The sequence below is a fragment of the Haliscomenobacter sp. genome, from assembly GCF_040403615.1.
In the GTDB taxonomy this organism is placed as follows: domain Bacteria; phylum Bacteroidota; class Bacteroidia; order Chitinophagales; family Saprospiraceae; genus Haliscomenobacter.
The window spans coordinates 5,717-18,601 of sequence record NZ_JBBAKG010000109.1; the positions used below are offsets into that span (position 1 = coordinate 5,717).

The following is a 12,885-nucleotide window of genomic DNA, read 5'->3' on the forward strand; positions in this document are numbered from 1 at the left end:
GTGATCAAAACGATTGCTCCAAATAATGTGGATGGTGGTTATTTGAATGGAGCCTATCAAATGGCTGTAAACCCAAGTGGAGATCAAGTCTTTCTCAATACCTATCCGTTTTCCTATTTAGATGCTTATCAAGATACGCTGATATTTACCCAATTGTACAAAAGTGGGGCGCAATTTTTTGTTAGCGATGGGGATTGTACCGCTTCACCCAAAACTTTTAAAATTACCTTGGGCAGCAGCTCTTTACCCTCAAAAATAGACCCGATTCCTACTCAAATTGTCTGTTCAGGTAAAAGCAGTTCCGTAATTTCATTGCAAAAACGATATCCTGGGATTGATTTTACCTGGAAGAAAAAATTTGGAGACATACTCTCTTTTCCGGAATCAGGAGCAGGAGATATTCCAGCTGTTGATGTTTCTGGATTCATTTCTTCATCTGACAATTTCATCAGGTATATTGTTTATCCCAGTTTTAAAGTAGACAACAACATTTGTAAGCAAGATTCATTTGTAGTTGATTATCATGTCTTGGGCGCCATTCCATTTTACTCTTTACCCATCAATAAGGTGCAAATTTATTGCAAAGGAGACCAATTTGCTAGACTAGCTTTGCCCCGAGAACAAAGCTTTCTCTCCCTTCGATGGTACAATAATAACCCCAGTATAGGGTTGCAAGAAAGTGGAACGGATACCATTCCTGCGTTTACAGTTGTCAATACAGGTGATAAAATCAATACCGCCAAAATTACGATGATTCGTGAACGGAAAGTGAACGGGGTAAAAGTCTGCCCTGATTCGGTATTTACTTTCCAAATTCAGGTTTTGCCAATAAATAGACCACAAGTTGATCAGATCCCTGACTATTCGGTTTGTCATCGAGATAGCCTTCGGGCTATAACATTTTCAGGAACTGAACCAGGCACTATCTATCGTTGGCGGGTTGTTGAAGGCCCTGATGTAGGTGTACTCCGTCGTGGAAACAATGTCGTTCCAAAATTTTTGGCCAATGCACCAGGAGATCAGGATCAAACCATAAAGCTTGAAGTAATTCCGGTACTCAAATTTGGCAATGATTCTTGTGTAGGGAGTTCCCGGATTTTTTCCATCAAAGTCAAACAGCGGGTTATTTTTCAGCGCTTTCCCGATGTCACTTTTTGTCACAATGAATTGACTGGAATTTTGTTTCCTGGATTACAAAACTATCAATGGACATTTTCCAGGCCTGAGCTAGCTATTGGGTTGTCCGTTGGTACTATTGGATTTAATTTAACAGCAATCAATAAAAGCGCAGAAGCCCAATCCGGAATCTTCAAGGTTTCATATGCCTTTCCCAACCAGACCTGCCGAACCGATACGGTTTCTTTTAGGATGACGGTACTTCCTCGACCAGAATTACCTGCAATCATCGCTGAATCGGTCCAGCTGTGTACTGGCGAAACTTTTGCGGGTATAGAATTTAAGGACAACAACATCAAAGGTTTTGAATTACAATGGACAAATTCGAATTCCAATGTAGGGCTGGCTGCTAGTGGCAGTGGAAGCGTTCCTTCGTTTGTAGCCAAGGGAGCTAATTTTGAATTTATTGGGTCGAAATTGAAGTTACAAATCGTTTCATTGGGAGGCAATTCAAGTGTTTGTACCGTACCAATGCGTGAGATTTCTATCGGGGTTGCCCCTAAACCCGTATTGGCCAGTTTCCCAAATAATCAAACGGTTCTAAACTGTACCCAGGTCATCATTCCTGCCTTTGGATCTAATGTTCGGTTCTTAGATGTAAAATGGACAAATGACAATCCGGTTTTAGGGTTACCAGCAACTGGGATAGGTAATATTCCGAGTTTTATTGGCAGCAATACTTCCCTGGAAATGAGCCGCATGAAAATTAAAGTGGAATCAAGGCTAAGTATAAGTCAATATGACAAATGTATCGGCACGCGTGATTCGTTTTACATCTCGGTATTGCCAAGTACCGCGTTGGCTTCTGTACCCAATCAGGAATTGTGTGTTGGAAAAACGAGCGACCCCATCGCTTTTGGAAAATTAATTCGAGGACAAACGGTAAGGTGGACACTTTTCAGAGATATCGGTTTGCCCAGATCAGGAACTGGAGATATCCCAGCATTTGAACCCTCTATCCTTGCTGGAGGAACATCAACAGAGGTTCAATACAACATAGAATATCCTGAACAATTGTACCTCAGTTATCTTGATGGAGGTGGCTATGCTTCCAGATTTGGCTGGATTGGCAAAGATGACATTATCCAAACTCGTTCTTATGATTACAATCCAGGTGGACTCCAAAATCTGGTTATGCAAACGGATGGCAAGAAGATTTTTGCCAGTGATAATTTTTCAAACAAAATAATTGTACTTGATGCTACAACCCGAGACTATATTTCGGCCATAAATTTAGAAGGAATAACTTGTAATGTTCCAAAGCAAATGGCATTCAGTAGTGACGGAAAACTGCTTTTTGTTTCTTTTGTTGACTGCAATACCATTTTGGTGGTTAACACAGACAACTTCCAGATTGTAGGAAAAATTTTAGCTTCAAAAAACATTGGTGCATTCGCGCTTAGCCCTAGGGGATTCCGTATGTATCTATTCAGCCAAGATGGAAAAGAAATGGCGGTTGCCAACCCACGGTCTTTTTCCATATTGCAGCGATTTAATACAAATTTCAATGAGGGCATTAGCAATTGCTTTGCAGATCCCGATGGAGAAAAGATGTTTGTCCTCAATCTAAACAATCAAGTCCTATACCGCGTAAACCTTGTGGATGGAAGCACGGATGCTAAATTTGTATTGGATCATCAACCCAATTGGATGACCTTTGTTCCAAAAAGTAATAAGGTATATTTGGCAACATTAAACGGTGGCTTGTTTTCATTTGATCGAAAAGCAACTGGTATTCAATTGAAAAAATTACTCAAGGCCAACAATGCCAGTACATGTGTGCTTTCAACCGACGCGTCTAAATTGTATGTGGCTCAACCTGCTGAACACAATATCTTCATTATTGAAACGACAAAAGACCAACTCATTGACTCGATCAATTTAAATGCTTCAACTCCTCTAAATCTATTGCTAGCACCCGTTTTGGGGTGTCCTGCTGTACCTGGGAAGTTTACCATTACAGTTAACAACTGCCCTGGATTTGGAAAAGAAAAAAATATCGTCAAAAATCAAGCAATCCTTGATATTCAAAACCGACGCCCCAAAAGACCCTTTATTGACTCCCCTTCGTTCAACCCCACCGAATCACCAGGAAATTTAGATGTATCTGGTTATTTTTTGGGACAAAACATTCCCAATCCATTCAGTTATACCACACAAGTTCCTGTCTATGTTCCCATTACAACATCCTATAAATTCAGTGTTTTCAGTATTGACGGGCGTTTGATCAAAGTTTCAAGAGGAAACCTAGAGCAGGGTTGGCATCAATTGGAAGTAAGCGCTGAACTGCTGACAAATGCTGGGGTGTACTATTATAGCCTGGAAACTTCTGAATTTCATGCAAGTAGAAAAATGATCTGGCTGAAATAATTTCTCACCTTATCTCTTTGAAAGGCCAGTAATCCACCAATTGCTGGCCTTTTCTGTTTACCGCAACACCAATGACAAATTTTTAGCTTGGCATTGCTTCCGAAAACTGTATTTTTAACTCAGTTTTCCCAAAACACGATTATGCAATACACGTACGCACTCCAAACAATACTACGGATCGCTTTGCTCACTTTGACCGTTTTTACCCTGTTGAGCTGGTCTAACGCTCAGGCACAAGGTGTACCAAAGTTGAGCAACCCTTCGCGTTGTGATACCGCCTGGGCAATTCGCGATTACACTTGTCCCGACAACAATGGTTTTTTTCTCGCCAATTTATTTGACATCCAGGTCAACAATGCGCCAGGTACGGCCTTGGGGCGTGACGTTTACCTCAAAGAAGTGCGTTTGCGTATCCAACACGAATGGGCAGCCGATTTGACCATTCGATTGATTTCTCCCAATGGAAACCGGGTTATTTTGAGCATGAACAATGGCGGGGGCAGCGACAATTACGGCGTGCCAGGAGGAAGCAATTGCCAGGGTTTTGTGCGTTTTGCCACCAGTGCATGTACCCCCATTGATCAGGGCGAAGCGCCTTTTACCGACAAAGTTTACCTTCCTCAGGAATCCTTTCTCAATTTCAACGACAACAAAACCAGTCCCAACGGCATTTGGCAATTGTTGATCTGCGATGATTCTCAACAAGATACTGGGCGCTTTGAATTCGTGGAGCTGATTTTCGCACCACTAAGTTGTTTGCCTGCCCAAACCGTTTCTGTTTTAGGACAAGATACCACTACGGTAACGCTCAACTGGAGTCCAAGTGATGGCTGCAACACCGGAGTGTCTGTAGTGGAATACGGCCCGCCAGGATTCTCACCCGGGGTTGGCGTACAGGCAGGAAGTGGCGGCACCGTCGTTCGCGTTTCTGGCTGTCCGCCATATGCATTACAGGGACTATTGCCGGATACGCCTTACGATATCTATGTGCGCCGCTCCTGCAATGGTGGCGCTTTTTCCGATAATTCTTGCCCCATCAGCATCCGCACGGGTTGTTTGCCTCCCAAGCCGACTACAATGGAAACTTTCGATGGGCAGCTCACCTGTGATCCCATTTGCAACGCAGTTTGTACCCAAACCGGGATTTGGCGCAATGCGCCCAACAATGGGTTCAATTGGTTGATTTACAAAGATCCCACACCTACACCAGATACTGGGCCAGATCAGGATGTGGGCGGCAGTGGGCATTACGCCTACATCGAAACCACCGGCTTTCAATGCAGCAATGGCAGTCGAGCACTCTTGCAATCGGGCTGTTTTCAATTGGATAAAAAAGGAACCGATACTTGTCATCTTTCCTTTTACTACCACATGTACGGCACTTCAATCGGCACTTTGCGCTTGGAAATCTCGACAGATGGCGGCGTCTCCTGGCAATCGCTTTGGGAACGCAAAGGCAACCAAGGCAACCATTGGCTACGTACTTCCCTGAGCTTGCGCAAATACAGCGATGGAACGGTGTTGCAATTCCGTTTTGTAGGCATCAAGGGAAATGGCTCTTTGGGCGATATTGGGTTGGACAACATTGCCTTGCATGGATCCAAATACCTGGGCTGGCCTGCACAGCCGTTTTACGCCGATGCCGATCGCGATGGGTATGGCAATGCAGCACTTCCGATCTTCAGTTGTGCCACCATTCCACCAACTGGCTACGTCCGCAACAATACCGATTGCAATGACCAAAATGCTGCAATCAATCCAGGAAACCCTGAAGTGCCATGTGACAATATCGACAACAATTGCAATGGTGGTGCCGACGATACGGTCTTGCTGCCGCCAACCGTAAAAGGGGATACCATTTGTTCGGGCGAAGCCCCGGTGATCAGTGCAAAACCAGTGCAAGGCGACCTCATTTTTTGGTACACTCAACCATCGGGTGGCAATGCGATCATTTCAGGTCAAGTGTTTTTTCCTCAACTTCCTGCCAACAATGGACTGACTCCAGTGGTGCATCGGTATTACGCCGAGGCAGTAGACAACCGCTTGCGTTGCTTTTCCAATGTACGCGCCGAAGTAATCGTAGTGGTCAATCCATTGCCCAATCCAATCGTGACAGAACAACCCGAAATCTGCGCCCAACAGACCTTTGACCTCAATCGTACCAAAATTGACGATGACCATTTTACCCAGGCAAATCTGGCCTTTTACCGGGCGCTTCCAATTGGTGCGGGAACGTTAATCAACACCCCCCTGGTAAGTCCGGGAACTACTACCAAGTACTTTTATGAAATGACCAGCCCTTTGGGTTGTAAAAAATCGGGTGATTTTACCCTCAAAGTCAATCCCTTGCCGCGCATTGCCTTCAGCCCTTCCGATTCGTTCAACTTGTGTTTGGAATCAACCCAATTGATCGGCGCCACACCCAGTGGAGGCACTGGAGCTTACACTTACCTGTGGAGTACGGGAGAAGAAACCGCAGCGATCCGCATCGAAGGCGGAACCGAAAAGGGCGTAAAAACCCGCTATCAACTTACCCTAACCGATAGCAAAGCTTGTTCTAGTACCGGCAAAGTGGTGGTTACGACCACCAACAGCATTGATTCCATTCGGCGCAGCACGACCGATGTCAGTGTTTGTAATGGAACCAATGGGTCGATCACAGTTGTCCCCTTGAATGGATTGGCGCCTTTCCGTTACGAATGGAGTGGGGCAGGCATTCGGGATGATTCCAGTGGGGTAGGAGCAGGCCCGTTTCGCATATCTGGCCTCTCTCAAGGATCTTATCGGGTCACCATTACTGATAATTCCAGCCGAGGCTGTCGCTTTATTTTGCGCAACGCCTTTATCAATGGGCCGGGTATCGAGGTGCGGAATATTGAGATTCAGCCTGTAACTTGTTATAAAGCCAAGAATGGCCAAATAAGCCTGGATGTGCGCGGCAACGCGCGTTTCAAGTGGAGCAATGGCGATACTTTGGCGGTATTGAGTAAAGTGTCGGGCGGTACTTATGCTGTAACCATCACCAGCGGAACCTGTAGTGCGGTAGTAGACAATCTGGTGGTCAAAGAGCCGGATTCTGTGCGGGTTTTAGCCAGTTTGATTCAACCCAATTGCTACGCCAGCCTGGACGGAAAAATTGACCTGAGCGTATTTGGTGGCGCTGGCAATTTTCAATACCGCTGGAGCAACAACTCCATCAAAGAAGATTTGGAACGGGTAGCCCGAGGAGCGCACGCGGTGACCATCACCGATGGAGCTGGCTGCTTGTATACCCGTAGTTTTGTACTGAACTCGCCCCCTCTGCTCGCCGTTGTTGTCGATTCCAACCTGTCAGTAACCTGTGCGGGCAATCGTGGAGGCATGATTCGGGTGAATGGACGGGGAGGCGTTGCCCCCTATAGGTACAACTGGGAAAACGGGGTCACCTTGCCGGTTATCCGCAATTTGGCAGCAGGCAATTACCCGATAACACTAACCGATGGCAATAAATGCCAAACCAGCACTACGGTCATCGTGGGCAGCCCTCCTGTACTTCAGGCCAGTGTGGCTACCATCACTGCGCCCAAATGTTATGGAGATACCACGGGGAAAATTTTAACCAGGGTTATAGGAGGAACGGCGCCCTACCGCTACGAATGGAGTAACGGCAAAACCACCGCCAATCTGGGCAGTTTAGGGGTAGGTAAGTACAGCGTATTGGTGCGGGATGCCAACAACTGCCTCGCGGATAGCCTGAAGGTTGGCCTCGTTGCAACCTCTGTTTTTGCGCTAACCGCTACGATTAATTCTCCTACCTGTCTGGGGTTGGACAACGGGATTGTGTCGATTGTGCCTAATGGGGGCTTTCCTCCCTTTCATTACAACTGGGAAAAAGGAGACACCACCAATTTTGTCCTGAATTTGGGCGTAGGCAAGCACAAAGTCAGGATTATTGACGGCAAAGGCTGTATTGCCGATACCGCGTTTGTGTTGCGGGCCGAAAAACAACCCCTGCTGGCCAATATCGCATCGGCTTCGCCTTTGTGTTTTGGCTCGCGGGATGGATTCATCAACGTACAAATGTTAAAGGTTGAAAATCCGCCCATTCAATACAAATGGAACGACGGCGCTACCCAGGAACTGCGCCAAAACCTGAGTGCAGGGAATTTTGCAGTAACGGTGACTGATCGCTTGGGCTGTGTTTTGAAAAAAGACTCCATTGTGCTGACTACCCCTGCAAAATTGACCAATGAAGTGTTGGGTTTAGGGCAAATCACCTGCAACGGGGATTCAACCGGATTTGTAGAGTTGGCCATCAATGGGGGCCGAAAACCTTACAAATACACTTGGATAGGCAGCAACTCCACTGGGCCTGCGGCGTACCGCTTGCCCGCTGGAGACTATCGGCTATTTGTACTCGACAACAATGGTTGTCCCCTCAATCTCGATTTTAAATTGACACAACCGAATCGACTGCTTGCAGAAACCAGAGTTCAAGTGGGCAGTGTGTGTCAAGGCGACCGTTCCAATGCATTGAGTGTAGTGGCCACAGGTGGATCGTTGCCCTACAGCTACCTGTGGAGCACAGGCGCCAAAAGCAGTGCCATTGTCAATCAACCCGCCGACGATTACTCGGTCACCGTCACCGATGCAAATGGATGCATCAGTATCCCGCCTGCCATCAAATTGCGCAATGCCGGTGACCCCATCAAGTTGACCACTTTTGCCACCAAAGACATCAGTTGTTTTGGCAAAAAAGACGGCGAAGTCAGCGCTGCCATCACTGGTGGTACTGCGCCCTATCTCTACATTTTCAACAATGTGGCCAACCCGATCAACACCAGCCAAACCAGCGCCAAAGTGAACAACCTGCCTCCCGACAACGATTATCAGGTATTGGTGGTAGACGCCAAGGGTTGTCAGGTCAGTTCTAGCATCAGTTCAATTCGCGAACCTGCCCTGTTGCGTATTCGACGCGACAGCATTCGCAACAGTACCTGCGGTGGCCTTTCTGGAGGAGGCGTTTTTGTGTCCAGTTCTGGCGGCACCTCGCCCTACAGCTACAAATGGTTTGACAAAAGCAACAAGCAACAAATTGCCATTACCGAGGATTTGACCCAGGTTGGTGGTGGGCAGTACTACGGGGTAGTCAGCGATGGCCGCATGTGCACCGATACCTTGCCCGTAGCTACGGTGCAAGGCAATCCTTCCCTGCAAGTTGCCACACTAGACATCACCAATGTGAAGTGCCGTGGCGAAGCAAGCGGGGTCATCACCGTGAGCATTCAAGGTGGGCGAGCACCATATAAGTACGAATGGAACAACCGCATCAGCAACCGCAGCATCAACAACCTCAAGGCGGGACAATACACCCTCAGGGTGAGCGATTCCGACAGTTGCAAAATGACTTTCGGTCCCTTCACCATCAGCGAACCCGCCAATGGGATTGTGGTGAATGATACCATCAGCAGTGTGGTTTGCAATGGGGGTTCTTCTGGCGGATTGGCCATCGGTTTGAGTGGTGGAAAGGCACCATACCGCTGGAGTTGGCAAAACGCCCAAGGCCAGGTACTGGCGCTTGATTTGCGCCGATTGAGCAACCTGCGCGCAGGAGCTTATTCGTTGCTGGTCAGCGATTCCGACAATTGTTCCCTCTTTTTTACCTACGCTGTACCACAACCCGACCCTTTGCGGATCACCTTTGAGGTGGTTGCACCCAAAGGAGAATTGGCGAATGGATCGCTGAAAACCAATCCGAGTGGCGGCACTCCGCCGTACCGGTACCGCTGGAACAACGGAACGACCAGCGAAAATCTGACTGGTATTCCAGTGGGTACTTACTCGGTAGTGGTAACCGACAACAAAAACTGCCAAACGGGCGAAACCATCGTGGTGAAAACCACCTCAACCATCGACTTCTCGGTGCTGGAGTTGGCGCGTATTTATCCGAACCCCACGGTGGATGAATTGCAATTGGAATTGAGGCTCAAGGAAGCGCTCCCTCTTGAGGTGCAGTTACTCGACTTGACGGGTAAGGTGATTTGGCGCCGCCGCCTGGGGCAACAACTGAATGTCAACGAACGTATTAGTCTAATCGACTTGCCCGCTGGAACTTACGCTCTGCGGGTAAATGCGGAAGGAAGATTGGTGTATTTGGAAAGAGTTGCGAAGATGGGGAATTAGGATGGGGTGTGGGAGCCGGAGCTACGAGATATTTTTATTTCACGCAGATGGGGCACAGATTTTTTCGCAGATTTAACGCAGATTTTTCTGTGTTAAATCTGCGATTTGATCTGTGTCAAATCTGTGTGAACAAAAAATCTCCAGTAGTATGAATATTCACAACAACAACAAACAACATCAACATGAAAAAAGTAACCGGTATTGGGGGCGTTTTTTTCAAATGTAAAGACCCCAAAGCAATGACTGAATGGTACCAAAAGCACCTTGGACTGGAAACAAATCCTTATGGGGCAACCTTTGAATGGTACGAAAGCCCAGACTCTACCAAGAAAGCACAGACACAATGGACGCCTTTCGCCGAATCGACAAAATACTTTGAGCCTTCAAGCAAAGATTTTATGATCAATTACCGGGTTGAAAACCTGGAAGACCTGGTTGAAGTATTAAAAGATGAAGGGGTAACGATTTTGGACACAATTGAAACATACGACTACGGCAAATTTGTACACATCCTAGATGCAGAAGGAAACAAAATCCAGTTGTGGGAACCGATTGACTAACAAAGCGTAATGAGGCAAAGGAAATGAGTTTCACTTGAAATGCATTACTGGATTACAGAAGCCAAGACGACACTTCTAATTTGTGCAATTATCATGAAATGCTATGGAAAAAAACAATAAAGACAACAAATCAAACGGAAAAAGTGCTACTCATTTCGCTCAAACCTACTTTCATGGAACAAAAGCTGACCTCAAAGTTGGCGATTTTATTGAAGTTGGTTTCAACTCAAACTTTGGACAAAGAAAAAATTCAAAATACATTTTCTTAACAGCTACATTAGACGCTGCCATCTGGGGTGCAGAACTCTCCTTTGGAGAAGGACCTGAAAGAATTTACTTAGTTGAACCAATAGGAGCAATTGAAGATGATCCTGATTTAACAGACAAAAAATTTCCAGGAAATCCAACGAAATCTTATCGTTCAACACATCCATTTAAAGTTATCGGAGAAGTTACGATTTGGCAAGGACATCCACCAGAGCAAGTTAAGGCAATGAAAGACGGATTAGAACGACTTAAAGAACAAGGGATTAATTCTTTAAATGACTTCGACAGTTGAAACACGAACAGGCAACACCGTGCGTGGTCGTGTTTCAACAGCCAGGATTTTACCCAAATTGGCAAACCAGTCCGCCCATCAGCATCAAATTCAAAATCCAGAATCCGCTGTTGATGGCAATGTACTTGAAGCCTTTCCTTTCGAAAAGGGCATTGGTAGCAATACAGGGCATGACCAGAAAAATTCCGGCTATCGTTCCATGCAATGCACCATGTTTGAAGGAACGGAAATTATGACCGTATTTGGCCATGAAATCAGCAATGTAATCCATGATTCCCGAGCCTTCCTTTCCGAATCCCTCTGTATCGGCAAGGATGGAATAAATGTGCGTCTGATGGATCACCACCGTGTGCAGTATTAAAGTCAACATCAACCCCAATACATAAGTCAAACCAAAGATCAAAAGCATATTCGATTCTTTTTCCATCTCAGGAGTAACGCCTGCCGCTTTCATCCAGGCATTGCCAAAAACTTTTGGATTGAACCATACAAAACCGGTAATTAACGGCACAAGTGCGGTTAGAAAGATAAGGAGAAAGTTAAATGCCATGTTGTTTGTTTTTAGGTTGAAAAAGGTGTTTCTGGTCGCAATTTAAATAAATAGTTTTGAATTCAAAATGATTTGTTGATTTTTCTAAGCTGGGATTAATTTTTAAAAACCGTTTCTTACCTTCCACACGCTTAAAACACCTGTTGCATATGTCAAATATTGCCCTCCCTACTCGCCTTGGTTCAGTAGATGTCTACCGTGGACTGGTTATGTTTTTAATGATGGCCGAAGTGCTTGAATTTGGTCATGTATCGCAGGCCTTTCCCAACAGTTGGTTTTGGGCTTTTTTGTACCACCACCAGAGCCATGTGTCCTGGGTGGGTTGTGCTTTGCACGATTTGATCCAACCTTCGTTTTCATTTTTGGTGGGGGTCGCAATGCCGTATTCTTTGGCCAGCCGGATGAGTCAGGGGCAATCTACCTGGCAGATTTGGGGGCATACATTTCGTAGGGCGCTGATTCTGATTTTGTTGGGGATTTTCCTGCGCTCCATGCACGCCGAGCAAACCAATTTTACTTTTGAAGATACCCTGACCCAGATTGGACTGGGCTATGTCATTTTGTTTGCCTTGGGGCGGAGTTCCCTGCGGATACAATGGATAGCTCTGGGCTTGATTTTATTGGGCTATTGGGCCTTGTTTGCATTTTATCCTCTGCCGGGTGCTGATTTCAACTGGGCAGAAGCAGGGGTGGCAGCCGATTGGCCGCATCATTTGCAGGGTTTTGCTGCGCATTGGAACAAAAATACCAACCCAGCCTGGGCATTTGACCGCTGGTTTTTGAATCTCTTTCCACGTCCATCCCTATTTCAATTCAACGGTGGGGGCTATGCAACCTTGAGTTTTATCCCCACTTTGGGTACGATGACCCTGGGCTTGATTGCCGGACAATGGCTAAAAACGGCGCAAGAAACCAGGGTTTTACTGCGTAAATTGCTCTTTACCGGGCTGATTTTGCTGGTACTTGGCTTCTTATTCAATCTCCTGGGAATATGCCCCAATGTGAAGCGCATCTGGACGCCTAGCTGGGTTTTGTTTAGCGGTGGATGGTGTTTCCTTTTTCTGGCTGGTTTTTATTACCTGGTGGATGTGATGCAGCAGGGCCGCTGGTTTTATGTACTCAAAATCCTGGGTATGAATTCCATTGCTGCTTATGTCCTGGCTCATACGGTGGTCGAGTTCATCGACTCTTCTTTCCGCATCAACATTAGTCAACAGTACGACCTGCTTTTTGGAGAAGGATACCGTACCCTGGTGAGTGGTACGGTAATCCTGGCGGTGCAATTTTTTGTGCTTGACTGGATGTACCGCAAGCGAATTTTTATTAAGATTTAGACATGATCTTAGAGCATGTCTAAATATTTTTGTTTTAAGCGAAAATGAGGCTGATTTGGGATGGATGAGGCACGAAAAGCGGAGTGTAGCAGCGCTACATGAGCATTTTCGGAACGAAATCCATCCCAAATCGGGCCATTTGCAGCAAAACAAAAAAAATTAGACATGATCTTA

General features: G+C 46.2%; 6 protein-coding genes. 5 read left to right on the forward strand and 1 reads right to left on the reverse strand.

Annotated features, from left to right (window positions below):
* The 4 genes from ABW391_RS24245 to arr all read left to right on the forward strand — a co-directional run.
* Positions 1–3,546: T9SS type A sorting domain-containing protein (locus ABW391_RS24245; RefSeq protein WP_353484488.1), on the forward strand; the 3,546-nt coding region annotated here is incomplete at its 5' end.
* A gap of 141 nt (positions 3,547–3,687) precedes the next feature.
* Positions 3,688–9,708 (forward strand): T9SS type A sorting domain-containing protein, encoded by a 6,021-nt coding sequence (locus ABW391_RS24250; protein ID WP_353484489.1) that lies wholly within the window; start codon positions 3,688–3,690, stop codon positions 9,706–9,708.
* Between the two features lie 182 nt (positions 9,709–9,890).
* Positions 9,891–10,268, forward strand: a complete 378-nt coding sequence (locus ABW391_RS24255) for a VOC family protein (protein ID WP_353484490.1) — start codon at positions 9,891–9,893, stop codon at positions 10,266–10,268.
* Between the two features lie 103 nt (positions 10,269–10,371).
* Positions 10,372–10,827, forward strand: coding sequence for an NAD(+)--rifampin ADP-ribosyltransferase (gene arr, locus ABW391_RS24260; protein WP_353484491.1), 456 nt, complete (start codon positions 10,372–10,374; stop codon positions 10,825–10,827).
* A 49-nt stretch (positions 10,828–10,876) separates the two neighbouring features.
* Here the strand turns inward: arr and ABW391_RS24265 are convergent, their stop codons facing one another.
* Positions 10,877–11,377 (reverse strand): DUF1761 domain-containing protein, encoded by a 501-nt coding sequence (locus ABW391_RS24265; protein WP_353484492.1) that lies wholly within the window; start codon positions 11,375–11,377, stop codon positions 10,877–10,879.
* Positions 11,378–11,526: 149 nt separating this feature from the next.
* On the opposite strand from ABW391_RS24265, the gene ABW391_RS24270 reads away from it, so the two are divergent.
* Positions 11,527–12,711, forward strand: coding sequence for an acyltransferase family protein (locus tag ABW391_RS24270; RefSeq protein WP_353484493.1), 1,185 nt, complete (start codon positions 11,527–11,529; stop codon positions 12,709–12,711).
* Positions 12,712–12,885: the final 174 nt, after the last annotated feature.